14 protein-coding genes are annotated in these 16,933 nt (G+C 61.7%); 5 read left to right on the forward strand and 9 right to left on the reverse strand.

Annotated features, from left to right (window positions below; translation table 11 throughout):
* The first annotated feature begins 32 nt into the window (after positions 1 to 32).
* The 5 genes from RI032_RS03560 to RI032_RS03580 all read left to right on the forward strand — a co-directional run bounded on the left by RI032_RS03560 (position 33) and on the right by RI032_RS03580 (position 4,675).
* Positions 33 to 1,085, forward strand: a complete 1,053-nt coding sequence (locus RI032_RS03560) for a sugar phosphate isomerase/epimerase family protein (RefSeq protein ID WP_010483474.1) — start codon at positions 33 to 35, stop codon at positions 1,083 to 1,085.
* A gap of 27 nt (positions 1,086 to 1,112) precedes the next feature.
* On the forward strand, positions 1,113 to 2,330 hold the full coding sequence (locus RI032_RS03565) for an MFS transporter (RefSeq protein WP_241885503.1): 1,218 nt from the start codon (positions 1,113 to 1,115) through the stop codon (positions 2,328 to 2,330).
* Between the two features lie 12 nt (positions 2,331 to 2,342).
* A complete protein-coding gene (locus tag RI032_RS03570; protein ID WP_322547861.1) occupies positions 2,343 to 3,467 on the forward strand; it encodes a Gfo/Idh/MocA family protein in 1,125 nt (374 codons plus the stop codon).
* A 19-nt stretch (positions 3,468 to 3,486) separates the two neighbouring features.
* The gene (locus RI032_RS03575) at positions 3,487 to 4,350 is read left to right on the forward strand and encodes a sugar phosphate isomerase/epimerase family protein (RefSeq protein WP_322547862.1); all 864 of its coding nucleotides are present in this window, start codon (positions 3,487 to 3,489) and stop codon (positions 4,348 to 4,350) included.
* Between the two features lie 70 nt (positions 4,351 to 4,420).
* Positions 4,421 to 4,675, forward strand: coding sequence for a c-type cytochrome (locus RI032_RS03580; protein ID WP_322548256.1), 255 nt, complete (start codon positions 4,421 to 4,423; stop codon positions 4,673 to 4,675).
* A 10-nt stretch (positions 4,676 to 4,685) separates the two neighbouring features.
* On the opposite strand, the gene RI032_RS03585 is transcribed toward RI032_RS03580, so the two are convergent.
* The 9 genes from RI032_RS03585 to RI032_RS03625 all read right to left on the reverse strand — a co-directional run bounded on the left by RI032_RS03585 (position 4,686) and on the right by RI032_RS03625 (position 16,810).
* Positions 4,686 to 5,444, reverse strand: coding sequence for a 3-keto-disaccharide hydrolase (locus RI032_RS03585; protein WP_322547863.1), 759 nt, complete (start codon positions 5,442 to 5,444; stop codon positions 4,686 to 4,688).
* Positions 5,444 to 6,019, reverse strand: coding sequence for a gluconate 2-dehydrogenase subunit 3 family protein (locus tag RI032_RS03590; RefSeq protein WP_322547864.1), 576 nt, complete (start codon positions 6,017 to 6,019; stop codon positions 5,444 to 5,446). The genes RI032_RS03585 and RI032_RS03590 overlap by 1 nt, the downstream gene beginning before the upstream one ends.
* Positions 6,019 to 7,704, reverse strand: coding sequence for a GMC family oxidoreductase (locus RI032_RS03595; RefSeq protein WP_322547865.1), 1,686 nt, complete (start codon positions 7,702 to 7,704; stop codon positions 6,019 to 6,021). Before RI032_RS03595 ends, RI032_RS03590 begins: the two co-directional genes overlap by 1 nt.
* Before the next feature lie 27 nt (positions 7,705 to 7,731).
* Positions 7,732 to 8,628 carry a hydroxypyruvate isomerase family protein gene (locus RI032_RS03600; protein WP_322547866.1) on the reverse strand — a complete coding sequence of 299 codons (897 nt, stop codon included), beginning with the start codon at positions 8,626 to 8,628 and terminating at the stop codon, positions 7,732 to 7,734.
* A gap of 426 nt (positions 8,629 to 9,054) precedes the next feature.
* The gene (locus RI032_RS03605) at positions 9,055 to 10,266 is read right to left on the reverse strand and encodes a restriction endonuclease subunit S (protein WP_322547867.1); all 1,212 of its coding nucleotides are present in this window, start codon (positions 10,264 to 10,266) and stop codon (positions 9,055 to 9,057) included.
* Entirely contained in the window at positions 10,263 to 11,846 is a 1,584-nt protein-coding gene (locus RI032_RS03610) for a type I restriction-modification system subunit M (RefSeq protein ID WP_312250189.1), read from the reverse strand. The genes RI032_RS03605 and RI032_RS03610 overlap by 4 nt, the downstream gene beginning before the upstream one ends.
* Positions 11,847 to 11,878: 32 nt before the next feature.
* The gene (locus RI032_RS03615) at positions 11,879 to 15,262 is read right to left on the reverse strand and encodes a type I restriction endonuclease subunit R (protein WP_322547868.1); all 3,384 of its coding nucleotides are present in this window, start codon (positions 15,260 to 15,262) and stop codon (positions 11,879 to 11,881) included.
* A gap of 406 nt (positions 15,263 to 15,668) precedes the next feature.
* The gene (locus RI032_RS03620) at positions 15,669 to 16,244 is read right to left on the reverse strand and encodes a single-stranded DNA-binding protein (protein ID WP_322547869.1); all 576 of its coding nucleotides are present in this window, start codon (positions 16,242 to 16,244) and stop codon (positions 15,669 to 15,671) included.
* A 170-nt stretch (positions 16,245 to 16,414) separates the two neighbouring features.
* Entirely contained in the window at positions 16,415 to 16,810 is a 396-nt protein-coding gene (locus RI032_RS03625) for a hypothetical protein (protein WP_197579141.1), read from the reverse strand.
* Between the last annotated feature and the right edge of the window lie 123 nt (positions 16,811 to 16,933).

Below are 16,933 nucleotides of genomic sequence, written 5' to 3' on the forward strand. Positions count from 1 at the left end.
AATGCAATCGATTGCATCGAGGGCGAATCACGTTGAAGACGCTCAAGGGTCCAGCGCTGTTCCTGGCGCAGTTCATCGGCGACACAGCTCCTTTTGATCGGCTGGACACGCTGGCCGGCTGGGCCGCAGGCCTGGGCTATTCTGGCGTACAAGTGCCGACCAGCGCGCCCCACCTGTTCGACCTGGCCGAGGCCGCACGCAGCCAGGCGTACTGCGACGACCTTGCCGGCATGCTGGCCGGGCATGGCGTACAGATCACCGAACTGTCCACCCACCTGCAGGGGCAGCTGGTCGCCGTCCATCCCGCCTATGACAGCCTGTTCGACGGATTCGCACCGCCGGAAAAGCGCGGCGACCCGTCCGCGCGCCAGGCCTGGGCAGTGGAGCAGCTGCTGCTGGCAGCCAAGGCCAGCCAGCGGCTGGGACTGACCGCACACGCCACCTTCTCCGGCGCACTGGCCTGGCCCTACTTCTATCCCTGGCCGCAGCGCCCGCCCGGCCTGGTGGAAGAAGCCTTCGCCGAACTCGGCCGCCGCTGGCGTCCCATCCTCGATGCGTATGACGCCTGCGGCGTGGACCTGTGCTTCGAGATCCACCCGGGGGAGGACCTGCACGACGGTGCGACCTTCGAACGCTTCCTCGACGTGGTCGATCACCACCCGCGCGCGAAGATCCTGTACGACCCCAGCCACCTGCTGCTGCAGCAGATGGACTATCTGGGGTTCATCGATCGCTACCACGCGCGCATCGGCATCTTCCACGTCAAGGACGCGGAGTACCGCGCCAGCGCCTGCAGTGGCGTGTATGGCGGCTACCAGGACTGGATCGATCGCCCGGGCCGGTTCCGTTCACTCGGCGACGGCCAGATCGACTTCAAGGCGATCTTCTCCAAGTTCGCCCAGTACGACTTCCCCGGATGGGCGGTACTGGAATGGGAGTGCTGCCTGAAGCACCCGGAAGACGGCGCACGCGAGGGCGCCGCCTTCATCCGCGACCACATCATCCGCGTGACCGAGCGCGCCTTCGACGACTTTGCCGACAGCGGCACGGACGCCGGATCGCTGCACCGCATGCTGGGAATCTGAGCCGACACCGCCCCGGGAGGGCAAGCCATGACGCACGCCATGTCGCGCTTGGGCGCGATGATGTTTCTGCAGTTCTTCATCTGGGGGGCGTGGTTCGTCACCCTGGGTACCTATCTGGTGCAGGGCCCGCTGCAGGCCAGCGCGAGCCAGGTGGCAACGGCATTCCTCAGCCAGTCCATCGGCGCCATCGTCGCGCCGTTCCTGGTCGGCCTGATCGCGGATCGCTACTTCGCCGCGCAGCGCATCCTGGCGGTGCTGCACCTGGCCGGTGCGGTGCTGCTGTGGCTGGCCTCCACAGCAGACAGCTTCAGCACGTTCTCCGCCTGCGTGATGGGCTACATGCTGCTGTTCATGCCGACGCTGGCACTGGCCAACAGCGTGGCGATGCGGCACATGCAGTCGCCGGAGAAGCAGTTCCCGCTGGTGCGCGTGGCCGGCAGCGTCGGCTGGATCGTGGCCGGTGTGCTGATCGGCTGGCTGGGCTGGGAACAGGCGCATCGGCTTGAACTGACGTTCCGGATGGCGGCGCTGGCATCACTGCTGCTGGGCCTGTATGCCTTCACCCTGCCGCACACGCCGCCGCTGGCGCAGCAGCGCGATGCCGGCCTCGGGCAGATCCTGGGGCTGGATTCGCTGCGGCTGCTGAAGTCGCGCGCCTATCTGGTGTTCTTCCTGGCCTCCATCGCCATCTGCATCCCACTGTCGTTCTATTACAACTTCACCAACCCGTACCTCAACGACCTGGGCGTGCGCGGCGCCGCGGGCCTGCAGTCGCTGGGCCAGGTCTCCGAAGTGCTGCTGATGCTGGCCATGCCGTTCCTGTTCGTGCGGCTGGGGGTAAAGACCATGCTGGCGGTCGGCATGGCCGCTTGGGTGGTGCGCTACGCGATGTTCGCCTTCGGCGATGCGGGCAGCGGTTTTTCCCTGCTGGTGATCGGCATCGTGCTGCACGGCATCTGCTACGACTTCTTCTTCGTCACCGGCCAGATCTACACCGATGCACATGCCGGTCCCGCCGCGCGCAGCAGCGCGCAGGGGTTCATCACCCTGGCCACCTACGGCGTGGGCATGCTGATCGGCACCTTCCTGTCCGGCGCGGTGGTGGAGCACTTCACCACTGCGGCCGGCCCCGACTGGCAGCAGATCTGGCTGTTCCCGGCAGGCGTTGCACTGGTGGTGCTGGTCGCCTTCCTGCTGCTGTTCCGCGACCGGCCGGCGGCCACGGCCGCGCCCTCCACGCCCTGAGGATCCCAGTCGATGCCCAAGCTTGGAATCGCCATCGTCGGCGCCGGCATGATCGGCGCAGTGCATCGTCGCGCGGCACTGCTGGCGGGTGCCGAGGTACGCGGCGTGGCCGCCTCGTCACCGCAGCGTTCACATGAGGCAGCGCAGTCCTGGAATGTCGCGCGTGCCTATCGGGATATCGACGAGGTGATCACCGACCCGCAGGTGCAGGTCGTGCACGTCTGCACGCCCAATCACCTGCACCGCGCGATGGCCCAGGCTGCGCTGGAAGCCGGCAAGCACGTGATCTGCGAGAAGCCGCTGGCCACCTCGCTGGAAGATGCACAGGCGTTGGCTGCGCTGGCGGCCTCGCGCGGCCTTGTGGCCACGGTACCCTTCGTCTACCGCTACCACCCCGTGGTCCGCGAGGCGCGCGCACGCATCGCCCAGGGCGATCTGGGGCCGTTGCACCTGATCCACGGCAGCTACCTGCAGGACTGGCTGCTGGACCCGGCCAGCAACAACTGGCGCGTGGACCCCGCGTTGGGGGGCACTTCGCGCGTGTTCGCCGACATTGGTTCGCACTGGTGCGACCTGGTGGAATGGATCAGCGGCGAACGCTTCACCGAGGTCAGCGCGGCATTCTCCACGGTAATCGCCGAGCGCGGCGCCGTCAGCGGGCAGAGCTTCAGCACGCCAACGGCCGCCAGCGCGATGCAGGCCGTCACGAGCGAGGACGTGGCCGCGGCGATGTTCAGGACCGGCGCCGGCACGCTGGCGTCATTGACGGTCAGCCAGGTCTCGGCCGGACGCCACAACCGCCTCTGGTTCGAGATCGATGGCGCCAAGGCCAGTGTGGCCTTCAACCAGGAGGATGCCGAACGACTGTGGATCGGCCTGCCCGACCAGCGCGAGGAGATCTTCGTACGCGGCCCCGGTGCCGGCAGTGCCGATCAACGCCGCCTTTCCGTGCTTCCGTCCGGGCATGCACAGGGCTACGCCCAATGTTTCGAAGCATTTGTCGCCGACACCTATCGCGCCATTGAAGGCGAGCGGCCGCAGGGCCTGCCCACCTTCGAAGACGGCCTGCGCTCGGCGCAGATCGTTGACCGTGTCATTGCATCAGCCAGGTCACGCGCCTGGACCGTCATCGGTTGAAACCCGGGAGGATCTGTTGATGAAAGCCCTTTTCCGTAGAAGTGCAAGCCTCATCCTGCTGTTCGCTGCCCTGCCCGCTTTCGCGGACGAAGCCGCCAGCACGCAGAAACCGATCGCGGTGCAGATGTATACCCTGCGCAACGCCGGGTCGCTCGACCAGCAGCTGAAGATCGTCCACGACGCCGGTGTGCACGCGGTGGAAACAGTCGGTACGCAGAACACCAGCGCTGCAGAGCTCAAGCGGCTGCTGGACCGGTATTCGATCAAGGCGGTTTCGTCGCACGTGCCGCTGGCCGAGCTGCGCAATGATCTGGACGGCGTGGTGACGTTCAACCGGTCTATCGGCAACACCACGCTGGTGGTGCCGTACCTGGACAAGAAGGATCGCCCAACCGATGCCGCGGGCTGGACTGCGTTGGGCCAGGAACTGTGCCGGATCGCAAAGCATGTGCGCGGCAAGGGCATGCGCCTGGCCTATCACAACCACGACTTCGAGCTGGCCGACTTCGATGGCAGCACCGGACTGGAGCTGCTGTTCGCAGCGGCCGGCCCCGACCTGCAGACCGAGCTGGACCTGGCCTGGGTCGCACGTGCGGGCCTGGACCCGGCCGTGATGCTGGGAAAATTCCGCGGCCGCGTGTTCGCGGTGCACGCCAAGGACAATGCGCCCAAGGGCCAGGCTGAAGACGAAGGCGGATTCGCCGCCGTCGGCCAGGGCGTACTGGACTGGAACGCGATCCTGCCAGCCGCGGCCGCCGCGGGCGTGCACTGGTACATCATCGAGCACGACCAGCCGCGCAACCCGGCCAAGGCGATCCAGACCGGCGCGGACTACCTGCGTGAACACCTGGCCATCGACCAACCTGCTCGCGCACCGCGCTGATGCGAAGGAGCCTCGCTTGAACACTCGCCTGAAATTGAGCTTCACCCTGACCGCGGTCCTGTGCGGCGCGATGCTTGCGACCACGGCCTGGTGCAAGAACGACCCTGCGGCCGGTGCAAAGCTCTACAGCGCAAACTGCACGGCCTGCCACGGTGCCGATCGCGCTGGCATGCCGGGCGCGTTTCCTGCGCTCACCGACATCAGCAAGCGGCTGCAGCCCGCGCAGATCAAGGACAAGATCAGAAAGGGCGGCGGATTGATGCCGCCCTTCGCGCAGCTGTCGCAACAGGAAATCGATGACATCGCCAGCTACCTGGCGAAATAGCGGGTGGGCGCTACAGTTCGCGCACCCAGATGTTGCGGTAGCTGACCTTGGCGTCGTGCTCCTGCAGATAGAGCGGCGCGCACGCATGGGGCGCGTACGAAGGCGCACCGATGTACTCGGTCTTGCCTGCCAGCACGGTGTCGTCCTGCACGAGCACGCCGTTGTGCAGCACGGTGATGCGCGCGGGCGAGGTCAGGCCGCCGCCCTGCGAGAAACGCGGGGCCTTCCAGATGATGTCGTAGACCTGCCACTGGCCCGGTGCGCGCGAGGCGTTCACCCGTGGCATGGCCTGCTTGTAGATCGAACCCGCCTGGCCGTTGGCATACGTCGGGTTGTTGTAACTGTCGAGCACCTGCAGCTCATACAGTTCCTGCAGGAAGATGCCGCTGTTGCCCCGGTTCTGGCCGTCGAAGCCCTTCGTCTCGGTGGGAGTACGCCATTCGACATGCAGCTGGACATCGCAGAAGCGTTGCCGGGTGCGGATGCCCTTGCTGCCCGGCACCACGGTCATCGCGCCATCGGCGACGGTCCAGGGCACGCGCCCGCCCTGCTCTGCCTCCCACGCCGAGGCATCCTTGCCATCGAACAGCACGATGGCGTCGGACGGCGCCTTGCCCGCGGGCGTTGCCACGACTGCTGGCACCGGCGTCCACACCTCGGTCTTCTTCGGGTCACGCGCAGCGTCGGCACTGTCCTGGGCAAATGCAGTTGCAGCGGCCAGCAGGCTGGCGGTGATCAACGCAGGACGGATCATCAGGGTGGTGTCCATCAACTGGTCCCCCACGCCGGCGTGCCGGGAACATAGGCAAGGTCGCCGTCGTAACGACCCGGCACCGCGACGTACTGCAGCACCCCGGTCGCGCCGACCTTGGAGGTGAAGAAGCCGAAGATGGCCAACTGCTTGAGCATCGTGAAGTAGTGCGGCATCGCCTCACCCTCTTCAGGCGTACCGGTCTCGGTCACATCGGCCTTGCGTACCTTGGCCTCCGCATCCAGAGCACGCAGCAGTTCGGTGCGGGCTTCCGGTGTGAGCGATACGAAGCGGCCACCGGCGCGTTTGTCGATGTCGGCCAGACCAGCGCGGAACGCCGCCTGCTGCCGGGCGGTGTAGCAATCGCTGACGAATGTCGCCATGAACAACCCGGCACCGGCGTCCTTCGCGCCAGGTGTCCGGGTCCGCGGCAGGATGGTCTCGGCGATCCCGTCCAGCGTGCCGACATCGGCATCGGAGAAATGGATCTTTGTGGCGCCCGCCGGTGCCTGCCCCTGCACAAGCGCAGGCAATCCAACCATGGCCGCGCCGGTGGCGGCGACGATCATCTTCAGCAGTTCGCGACGATCCATCAGAGGTTCCCCGCTTTCAGTTCGCGTACCGCGTGGTCGGCCGCGCGCGCGGTCAGCGCCATGTAGGTCAGCGAGGGATTCACGCAGGCGCTGGAGGTCATGCAGGCACCGTCGGTCACATAGACGTTGGGGGCATCCCAGACCTGGTTGTGCTGGTTCAGTACCGAGCTCCTGCGATCACGTCCCATGCGCGCGGTCCCCATCTCGTGGATGCCCTTGCCCGGGGCATAGTCGTTGTCGTGCATCTTCACGTCCTTGACGCCGGCCGCCTCCAGCATCTCGGCAGCATCGGCGGCCATGTCCTTGCGCATCGCCAGTTCGTTGGCACGCATGGCAACGTCCATCGCCAGCACCGGCAGCCCCCACTTGTCCTTGCGGTCGTGGTCCAGGCGGATTGTATTGTCGTGGTGCGGCAGCATTTCACCGAACCCGGTCATGCCGATGCGCCAGTCACCCGGCACGGTCAGCGCTTCCTTCAGGTCGGCGCCGATGTTCAGCTCGGCGATCTCGCGCGACCAGCCGTTTCGGCTGGCACCGCCCTGGTAGCCGAACCCGCGCAGGTAGCCACGCTTGTCGGCTGCGACGTTGCGGAAGCGTGGAATGTAGAAACCGCAGGGACGGCGGCCGAAGTAGTACTTGTCTTCGTAGCCCTCGACCCGGCCCGAGGCGCCCGCACCGAAGTGATGGTCCATCACGTTGTGCCCCAGCTCGCCCGACGAGGAGCCCAGCCCGCCTTCCCACACATCGGTGGCCGAGTTCATCAGCAGCCAGGTCGAGTTGAACGACGATGCGTTGAGGAAGATGACCTTGGCGGTGTACTGGTAGGTCTGCCCGGTCTCGGCGTCGATCACCTCCACCCCGCGCGCACGCTTGCGGTCCTTGTCGTAGAGCACTTCCTTGACGATCGAGAACGGCCGCAGGGTCAGGTTGCCGGTCTTCATCGCCGCCGGCAATGTCGCCGCCTGGGTGGAGAAGTAGGCGCCGAAGGGACAGCCCAGAATGCACTTGTTGCGATACTGGCAGTTGACGCGGCCCTGCTCGGGCATCGGTTTGGTGATGTTGGCGGTGCGCGAGTGGATCATATGGCGCGTTCCGCCGAAGGCCTTCTTGATACGCGCGGCCACATCCTTCTCGACGATGTTCAAGGGAACCGGCGGAAGGAACTCGCCGTCTGGCAGCACGTCCAGTCCTTCGCGCGTGCCGGCGATGCCGGCGAACTTCTCCACGTAGTCGTACCACGGCGCGATGTCGGCGTAGCGGATCGGCCAGTCGGTCGCGAGGCCGTCCTTGAGGTTCGCCTCGAAATCCAGATCGGAGAAGCGATAACTCTGCCGCCCCCACAGCAACGAGCGGCCGCCGACGTGGTAGCCACGGAACCAGTCGAACCGTTTGGTCTCGATGTAGGGTGAGTCCTGTTCGTTGGCCCACATTCCTTCCAGATTTTCGGCCAGGCCGTAATCGCGCATCAGCACCGGGAAGTCGGCCTTCATCGCCTGCGTTGGCCGATTGCGGTGCGGGAAGTCCCACGCCTCCTTCATCGCGTTGACGTAGTCCTTGACGTGCTCGATGTTACGGCCACGTTCCAGCATCAGGACCTTCAAGCCCTTTTCGGTCAGCTCCTTCGCCGCCCAACCGCCACTGATTCCCGAGCCAACAACAATGGCGTCGTAGTGATTATCTGCCATGGGTTTCTCACCTGGGTGGATATCGTTTCAGACGTCGCAGAGGCGGATCGCCTCGCGCAATGAGGCAACGGGATCGGGCGCTGCAGGCGTGAACTCCTGCGCCAGATACCCCTTGAAACCGGTGTCGCGAATCGCGCGACAGATGGCCGGATAGTGGAGCTCCTGCTGGTCTCCGATCTCGTTCCGGCCTGGCACGCCTGCGGTGTGGTAATGCTTGAAGCAGGCGTGGTGTTTTCCAATGGTGGCGATGATGTCGCCCTCCATGATCTGCATGTGGTAGATGTCGTAGAGCAGGCCGAAATTGTCCGAGCCCAGCCGCTGGCACAGCTCCACGCCCCATGCGGAGTGATCGCACAGGTAGTCGTGGTGATCGACCCTGGAGTTGAGCAGCTCCATCACCAGCACCACGCCGCGCTTCTCGGCATGCCCGAGGATGCGCTTGAGGCCGGCCTCGGCATTGGCCATTCCGTCATGGGGATCCATGCCGTTGCGGTTGCCGGAGAAGCAGATGAGATTGCGGTAACCGGCATCGGCGACCAGGTCGATGTGCCGCGTGTAGCGCGCCACCAGTTCATCGTGGAACTCACGGCCGGCAAAGCCCTTGGTCAGGCCCAGCTCCGCGCCGTTGCACATCGAGCTGTACACGCCATTCGCCTTCAGCGTGGGCCAGTCTTCCGGGCCGACCAGGTCGATCGCGGCGAAGCCGATGTCCTTCACCGTCGCGGAGAGCTGGGCGACGGACAGCTGCGGGAAGGTCCAGCGTGCGACGGAGTGTTTCAGGTTGCCCTTGAGTGGCGCCGTGGCGGCGAATGCGGGCAACGTCCCTGCGGTGCCCAGGGCGACGCTCCCGGCAACCGCCATGCGCAGCGCATCGCGCCGCGTGAACCCCGTCGCCGGGGCCGGTCTGATCGAATGGATGGACATCCACCTTCCGGCCTCCCAACCGGTATCAAACGCAACGATTCACAGCAATGCAATCGATTGCACCATAGGGGAGGAAATTGTCTGTTTGCAAGTCGCGGTGCACGAAAAATCAATGCTGCGGGGCACAACGCAGATGACGCCGAACAAAAAGAAAAGCCCCGCATGAGCGGGGCTTTCTTTTCTGCTGCGAACGGGCGTTCGATCAGAAGGGTTGTGCACACATCGCCTCCTACCCCACGGACGAACCGCAATCCTAACTTGTTGATCAATATACCATTCCAGCGTCCGCATCGAGATCTATTTCGACCGCCAATCGAGTTTTAGTTGGGCATGCATCAAAACGGCGCGAGTTTTTGGCTCTTTTACAGTTACGCGAGACGATTGAAGTGGCCGGTTCGAGGATGGGATGAAGGCTTTAGGGCCCTATCACACTTCGCCCTGGAAGGCTTTTTGGACGAGAGATCCGAGCAGCCCATGATTAATCTGACTGTGACTAACTAGCTTCTCCTTGCAGTTCCGCACCGTGGAAGTCAAGTTACGGTACTTCTTCTGCAACGCAATCGGAGGCAAGAGTATTTCGAGCGATTTTACATCCTGCTGATTTATGCTCGATTGATTAACCGCATCTTTAGCCGAGGCAAGTATTTGCGACCTCATAAAAGGCTGTTGCATGAGGAAAATAAAATACTCGGGATCAATCTTCCTCGCATCTATAGCAAACCTCATCATATTTGATTCATACAGAACAACCTCTTCAAGAGACCGTATCAAGGCTGTCTTACCAAGATATTCCCGACTATTAACGCGATTGATCACCACATCACCAACACTCAGGGAAAACCTTGCCCTTTCATCCTCACTCACACGAACCCTTTTTAGATTAGATTCGGAAATAACCTCTCCAAAATAAAATCCATCGATCCTCAAGATCCTCGTGCCCACACCATAATAATTTGAAGGCTTATATAGCCCGTTGTTTGGACCAAGCACTATCAATGTTCCGAGCTTGACCAAATCCCATCCGTTCGGATTGGTCACCGGGTCGCCGAACATGTCCAGAAAAACAGCGCGCAGGAAGTCATCAGCAAGCTGGATGGCTTGCTGGCGCTTAAGGCGGATGGCGTCGACCTTGTCGAGGATGGCGGCAATGCGCTTTTGTTCGACTAGAGGGGGGATCGGAACCTCCAACTCCAAAAATCTATCGACATCCAAATTTGAAATATTTGTAGTCTTTCGCCCGCAACCCCTGATTTTATTCTGAACTTCAGGGCTGGCAATCCAATAGTATAAATATTTTGGATCAACAATATTACATTTAGGCCTCAATATTGAAATGAAACCACCAGCTGCAGCAGCATAGCCGAGCGTTGGAACGTAGCAAGCCTTACCGACAAGATTCCAGCTGTTCGCTGAAGAAATTAGAGTATCGCCCTCTTGTAGCTCCTGCTCAGCCCTCTTCACAAATCTAGATGGCACTGCAATCAGATCGGACTGATCCAAGCCTTCAATCTGAACATTTTTTGTCCGCATTACAACTGTAGAGCCATCAGAAAATGGCTCGACTCGATCCTCAGGCGCGAAGGTAACGCCTCTAACAAAGCAAATAACCTCTCTCAGCTTAGATACTGGCCAACTCACAGCATCCCCTCCAGCACATCCAGATCCGCCAGGATCTCCCGCTCTAGCGCACGCAGCCGCTGCAGAATCAGCTTCGGGTCCTCGTACTGAGCCTGCCGGTGCTCCACTTCCTTGTAACGGTTGATGGACAGGTCGTACTTGTTGGCGGCAATGTCTTCGGCCGGCACCACAAAAGCCTTCTGCTTGCGGTCACCGAACTGCTTGCTGATGGTCTGTTCGCGTGCATTGCGCTCGACCAGCTTGCGATACGCCGACCACTGGGCAATCGAATCGGGCAGATCATTGCTGCCTTGGCCCTTCAGCGGGGTGCGCTTGTCATCCAGCGAATAGCCATCAGCCTGCAAGTCGTAGAACCATACCCGCTCTGTTTCACCGCCCTTGGTGAACAGCAGGATGGCCGTGCTCACGCCGGCATAGGGTTTGAACACGCCACTGGGCAGGCTGATGACACCTTCCAGCTGGTTGTTCTCCAGCAGTTCCTGCCGCAGTTGCTGATGGGCCTTGCTTGAGCCGAACAGCACGCCATCGGGCACGATCACCGCTGCGCGGCCGCCCAGCTTGAGCGAGCGCAGAATGTGGGCCACAAACAACAGCTCGGTCTTCTTGGTCTTGACCAGGGCCAGCACATCCGGGTTGACGTTGGTCTCATCCAGGCTGCCCTTGAACGGTGGATTTGCCAAAACCACGTCAAAGAAGTTCTCTTCCTGACGAGGGAAGTATTCCTTAATGGATTTGTTCAACGTGTCCTGATAGCGGATGTTCGCCCCGCTCACCCCGTGCAGCATCATGTTCATGCTGGACACGCGCAGCATCGTGGTATCGAAATCGAAACCCCAGAACATCTGGCTGTTGATGTGCTTGCGGTAGGCGTCCAGCAAGTCACCGGTGTAGCTGAGGTTGCCGTCCTCGCCGGCGAGGATACCCGCTCCGCTGGAATGGGTGCGGTTGAGGTATTCCATGGTGCGAGCTAGGAAGCCGGCCGTGCCGCAGGAGGGGTCGCAGACCACCTCATACGGCTGCGGTGCCATCATTTCCACCATCGCATCGATGATGTGGCGCGGGGTACGGAACTGGCCATTGATGCCGGCGGTGGTCAGCTTGCTGAGCAGGTATTCGTAGATGTCGCCCTTGACGTCGGTCTGGGTCAACGGCAGTTCGTTGACCATCTCCACGGCAGCCACCAGCACCGATTCGTTCTTGATCTCCAAGTCGGCATCCTGCATGTACTCGCCGATATGCCCCAGCGCTGCCCCCACCCCGCCCTTGGTACTGGCAGTGCCCAGCGTGGCAAAGAACGGATAAACGCTCTTCTTCAGGTGCTTGTGCAGTTCCTTGCCGTTGAGGTTGCGGAAGTTCTTCCAGCGCAGCAACTGACCTTCTCGAGTATCGGGGAACAGGCGCTCGACCGGCTTCCCGGTGCGCTTGGCCTTGCGTTCGGCCACGTCCTCCTGCATGTCCAGCATGCGGGCAAACATCAGGTAGCTGATCTGCTCGATCACAGTCAGCGGGTTGGTGATACCGCCGGTCCAGAACTTCTCCCAAAGCTTGTCGATATCGTTGCGGATATTGCCGGTCAACATTGCGTTTTCTCTATCTTGCGGTGACGCCAGCTTCAGACGGACAGGTCCGAGGGGTCGGTTTGTTTGATGAAGGGTTTGAGTACGGCCACCAGCTCACCGACATCGTCCGGGGTGAAAACACCATCGATGCCTTCGTGGGAGATGCTGTCAAATGGTGGCTCGTAGAGCTTCTCAATGACGATGCTGCCGTGGGTGGCGATGTAGTTCTTCAACAGGTTCATGAAGCGCACCTGTTGCGCGGTCAGGCCGGGGTGGGCGTGCAGGAAGCCCTTGAAGTGTTCTTCGATGGCCTGTGCATCCAGGCCAATTATCTCACGCACGGTGAGGTGCAATTCATTGGCGGTTCGGCCGTAGAACTCGTTGAGCACCTCCAGGCTGACACCTGGATGGCTGGTGAGAATAGTGGAGGTAAGCGTCTTGAGCTCATGCTCGGCAATCGGCTGGCCCTGGTGGATCTTCTGCAGGCTGGGATTGGCGGTCAGCATGTCATCCAGGATGCCCTTGAGCCGGCGCCGGTAGATCAGCATTTCGCTGGCATTCCCTATGTACAGATCCCGCTCGCCCTCACTAATCCCGCCATCAGTGGTGCCGGTAGTAGGCACGTCATAGCCCGGCCCGGACTCCACTCGCCGGTACTTCATGATGCCGCGCAGCTCCTTGCGGGCATGTTCGAGGCTGGCAATGCTGGCCTGCTGCCAGAACGCGGCGCTGCGCACCTGGGCAATCACTGCATCCTTCTGACGGACGGCCTGGATGTTGACGGCCAGCTTGTCCAGAGCAGCCAGCAGTTCGGTCTTGCCATCCTCGAAGCAGCTGGCTCCTTCCACCAGACAACGTTGGATGTTCGCCATGAGCTTGTCCAGTGCGGCGGCATGTTTGTTGCGTAGAACGCGGGCTGACATAAGCGGCGCAATGGTCTCGCTGACCAGATGCTGAGTGCGGCTGTCGAAAGTCTGCAGCTGGTCGGTCTGCTGCAATTGGTGCACCAGCCGCAGTTGCCGGCGCACGGCCACGCTGTTGTCCGGCAGGTCGTTGATATCATCGCGCATCAGGCGTACGGCCAGGTCAAAGGCCTCGGCGTGGCTTTTCTTCAGCGCCACCTGGGCCAGCTCGACACGCGCGGCGAAGGTGGTCTGCAGCAGTGAGTTCCCGCCGGTGTCATCCGGCTCCTGGTATTCCTGCTCGAAGAATTCAAAATTTCCGTAGTGGTCAAAGATCAAAAATTCGATCTTGTGCTTGCCCGGACCGAACAGATGCGGGCGAAGACGCGTACCGCGGCCGATCATCTGCCAGAACTTCACCCATGATTTGACCGGCTTGGCGAACACCAGGTTCACCACCTCCGGCACGTCGATGCCGGTATCGAGCATGTCCACCGAAATGGCGATGCGGAAGTCGCTGTCCGGCTTCTTGAACTCCTTGATCAGGGTTTCCACATGCGGGATGTCGTTGTGGATGACCTTGCACACCCGTGTGCCGTACTGCGGGTAGAGCTGGGTGAAGATCTTTTCCAGGTGCTCGGCGTGGTCCTGGCGCTGGGCAAAGACAATGGTCTTGCCCACCAGCGAGCCGGTGTCATCCTTGATGCCATTGTTGATCAGGTTTTCCAGAATGATGCGGTCGGTGGACTCGCTGAAGATCCGGCGGCCGATGTCCTTGCCGGCAATGGTGGTGCGCTTGGCTTCTTCCGCGCCCAGGTCCTCCTCCAGCTGACGCTTCTGCTCGTCGCTCAGATCGTTGTAGTGGATGCCATCGCGCAGGAAATCGGTGGTGAGGTCTTTGACGCGGAACGGCACCAGATACGGCGGGTCGTTGTTGATGGCCGCGTCCAGACCGAACTCGAAGGTTGGGTCGGTGGTTTCGCAATCGAACATGTCGAAGGTATTGCGGCTGATGAACCTCACCGGCGTGGCGGTCAGCCCGACCTGCAGGGCGTCGAAGTAATCGAACAGGTCTCGGAATTTGTTGTAGATGCTGCGGTGGCTTTCGTCGGCAACAATCAGATCAAAAAAGCCGACATCCAGCTGCGCAAAGCGATTCATCATCCCCGGGTAGGTGGCGATGTAGATGCGCGCGGTTTGGTCAACCTTGTTGGTCTCGCCGATGACGCAGCGCGGTTCGCTGGGCAGGTTCTGCTTGAAGGCATCATCGGCCTGGACACGCAGTTCCTTGCGGTCGCACAGGAACAGCACGCGCTTGACCCAGCCGGTGCGCAGCAGCAGTTCGGCCAGTGCAATGGCCACACGGGTCTTCCCGGTGCCGGTGGCCTGGATGATCAGTGCCTTGCGGCGCTGCTTCTGGAAATGCGCGACAACGGTCTTGATCGCCTCGATCTGATACGGTCTGTCGGCAATGCTTAATTCTGGGTTGTATTTTTCCGGCTCGGCAATGCGGTACTGACGCTGGTAGGTCAGGTATTCCAGGCTGTCCTTGCCGTAGAAGCCATACACCTGGCGATAGCTGTTGTACTGTTTGTCATCCCAGATGAAGGTCTCATAGCCGTTGCTGTAGAAGATCACCGGGCGTTGCATGCCCATGCGTTCAAAGCCATCGGCATACATGCGGGCCTGTTCGCGCCCGGCCTGCAGGCTGACGTTGCCTGATTTTTTGGCTTCTACCACCGCCAGAGGCTGGCCGTTGTCTCCCCACAGCACATAATCCGCATAGCCCTTGCCGCTAGCGTTGCCTGGAAAATCGACTTCCACCTCGAGCCCGACCTGTGCGGGGTTGCCCACATCCCAGCCGGCCTGAAGCAGCATGGCGTCGATCAACAGCTTGCGGGTCTTGGCCTCGCTCCATTGCAGGCTGCCGGCAACCTGCTCGCTCCTTTCCTGGCGCTGCTTCTGGTCTGCCGGAGCGGGCATTTGCAGCTTTTCAATATCACGTGCCCGCTGCTGCTCCAGTTGCTCCACAACACGCCGCAGCTCTTCCTGTTGCTTGGATAGCTCCTTCTCGTAGCTGGCAACCGACTTCTGCAGCGCATTAAGCGCAGTGGTGGGTTCCTTGACCTCGACAAAATCCGGCAAGTTCGAATGGGCCAACCCGTAGTACTTCACCGCCATGTATTTAGCCAGCTCGTGCGCCGTCTTCAGTGCCGACTTGGCTATACCCACATCCCCCTCGCCACCATGAGCCGTTTCATTGCCCTGGATACGCAGGAAGTTGATCTGGTGGACCAGTGAGCTGCTTGTGCACGCAGTGAATACCGAACTCTTCACCAAGTTATAGAACGTGGACTGCGGCAAACGCGGCAGGCGCTCTTCGCTGTAAATGGTCTTGGTTAGCTCCTCGGCGAAGCCGCGTAGGCGCGTCAGTGCACTGCCCGCATCGACATGCAGGACCCCCTCTGCAAGACCGGCCAGATTGGCCAGCAGCTCGTTCCCGGGGCGAAGAAATTCAAAGTTAACGGATTTCATGCAGGAGACTTCTGTCCTTGGAGGCCTCGAAATCAAGGCTGTGCGGCGTTGCATGCGAGCAACTATAGCCTACTCATCAGCCTAACCAGAGCCGGAATGGCGAGTTCGATGAAAGGATGGGTAGCTCTATTTGTAGCGAAAATCATCGACGGGAGCTGGGTTAGAATCAGGCTGTGTCATTGGATACTTTCGCTATCGCTGTACCCATGTGTTACAACCCTTACAATTGCTCAGCCAGCAATTTCTTCAGCCGGGTGTTCCACGTCCAGATCGTTGAGCCGCTTCGCATCCGGCACCGTCATATAGCAGTATTCTTCAACTACGCATGACGGGGTTATAAACTAAAAGCCCCGCAAAAGCGGGGCTTTGTAAGACTTTTTATCAACACTCTCAACTAGGTGTTTCTTCAGAACGGAATATCGTCGTCAGCGAAGTCGTCCATCGGCGGCGCCTGCTGCGGCTGCGGGCGCTGGTTGCCACCCTGGTTGCCGTAACCGCCGCCCTGGTTGCCACCCTGGTTGGCATAGCCACCACCCTGGCCGCCACGCTGGCCACCGCCACCGCCGCCGTACTCCTGGCGCGGAGCCTGCTGGCGCTGCGGGCGATCGCCGCCGTAGTTGCCACCACCGCCGCCACCGCCGCCTTCACCACGGCCGCCCAGCATCTGCATTTCATCGGCAACGATGTCGGTGGAGTACTTCTCCACGCCGTCCTGGCCGGTGTACTTGTCGTAGCGCAGGCTGCCTTCGACGTAGACCGAGCTGCCCTTGCGCAGGTACTCACCGGCGATCTCGCCGAGCTTGCCGAAGAACACCACGCGGTGCCATTCGGTACGTTCCTGCTGGTTGCCATCCTTGTCCTTGCGGACGCTGGTGGTGGCCAGGCTGATGCGGGTGATCGCCATGCCGCTCTGGGTGTACTTCACGTCCGGGTCGTTGCCGAGGTTGCCGACCAGGATGACTTTGTTGATGCCGCGCGCCATAGATGGATTCTTCCGTTGTCCGGGGCTGGACCAGTGATAGCACACCCGACGGGGTGCCGATACGCTGGACCTCCCACGGTTGCGAATGGGGGATATCGGAACGATGCATCTTACCATTCCCTTCGCCCCCGGCCCGTCGGGAATCCGGCCGATCCGGGTCGGAACCGACCTCAACGAAGCAGGGGGCGATCCAGCAGCAGGCCGGTGACCCGTGTGACCTCCCCCACCGCCACCACCCTGGGCCCTTCATGGCAGTGGAAGCGCACGCCGGGCCGGATACGCTCCCGGTGCAGCCCCGCCCTGAGCACCTCATTGACCACGGTCAGGCCGGCCAACAGGGGCTCGCCCACCGGCAGAGGAAGCTCGGTCGCCCAGCTGTCGCCCTCGGCGTGCCGGAAGTCAGGCCAGATCATGAACAGCTCTGGCGCCCCGGCGTCATCGGCGTAGGCGAAGTCCCAGCGGATACCGTTTCGGGCCGGGCTGCGTCGCCCGCCCTCCTCCGGCGCGAGGATACGGATCCGCGCCTCGAAATCATCTGGAACATTCGGGTACAGGCGAAAAGACACCGCTTGGCTCCATCAGGCTGTGGCACTGACCGTCGCATGCCTGCGACCTTGACCACAAGCAGCATCGGGCGGGACTGCCTGCAGCCACCCCATGGCATCATGCCTAGGCACCTTTCCCCCAGC

Origin of the sequence: Stenotrophomonas geniculata, assembly GCF_034508895.1 — a bacterium.
GTDB lineage: Bacteria > Pseudomonadota > Gammaproteobacteria > Xanthomonadales > Xanthomonadaceae > Stenotrophomonas > Stenotrophomonas geniculata.

Coding starts and splice junctions, on each gene's coding strand:
- RI032_RS03565 (WP_241885503.1), top strand. CDS start 1,113: ATGACGCACGCCATGTCGCGCTTGGGCGCGATGATGTTTCTGCAGTTC.
- RI032_RS03570 (WP_322547861.1), top strand. CDS start 2,343: ATGCCCAAGCTTGGAATCGCCATCGTCGGCGCCGGCATGATCGGCGCA.
- RI032_RS03575 (WP_322547862.1), top strand. CDS start 3,487: ATGAAAGCCCTTTTCCGTAGAAGTGCAAGCCTCATCCTGCTGTTCGCT.
- RI032_RS03580 (WP_322548256.1), top strand. CDS start 4,421: ATGCTTGCGACCACGGCCTGGTGCAAGAACGACCCTGCGGCCGGTGCA.
- RI032_RS03585 (WP_322547863.1), bottom strand. CDS start 5,444: ATGGACACCACCCTGATGATCCGTCCTGCGTTGATCACCGCCAGCCTG.
- RI032_RS03590 (WP_322547864.1), bottom strand. CDS start 6,019: ATGGATCGTCGCGAACTGCTGAAGATGATCGTCGCCGCCACCGGCGCG.
- RI032_RS03595 (WP_322547865.1), bottom strand. CDS start 7,704: ATGGCAGATAATCACTACGACGCCATTGTTGTTGGCTCGGGAATCAGT.
- RI032_RS03600 (WP_322547866.1), bottom strand. CDS start 8,628: ATGTCCATCCATTCGATCAGACCGGCCCCGGCGACGGGGTTCACGCGG.
- RI032_RS03610 (WP_312250189.1), bottom strand. CDS start 11,846: ATGTTGACCGGCAATATCCGCAACGATATCGACAAGCTTTGGGAGAAG.
- RI032_RS03615 (WP_322547868.1), bottom strand. CDS start 15,262: ATGAAATCCGTTAACTTTGAATTTCTTCGCCCCGGGAACGAGCTGCTG.
- RI032_RS03620 (WP_322547869.1), bottom strand. CDS start 16,244: ATGGCGCGCGGCATCAACAAAGTCATCCTGGTCGGCAACCTCGGCAAC.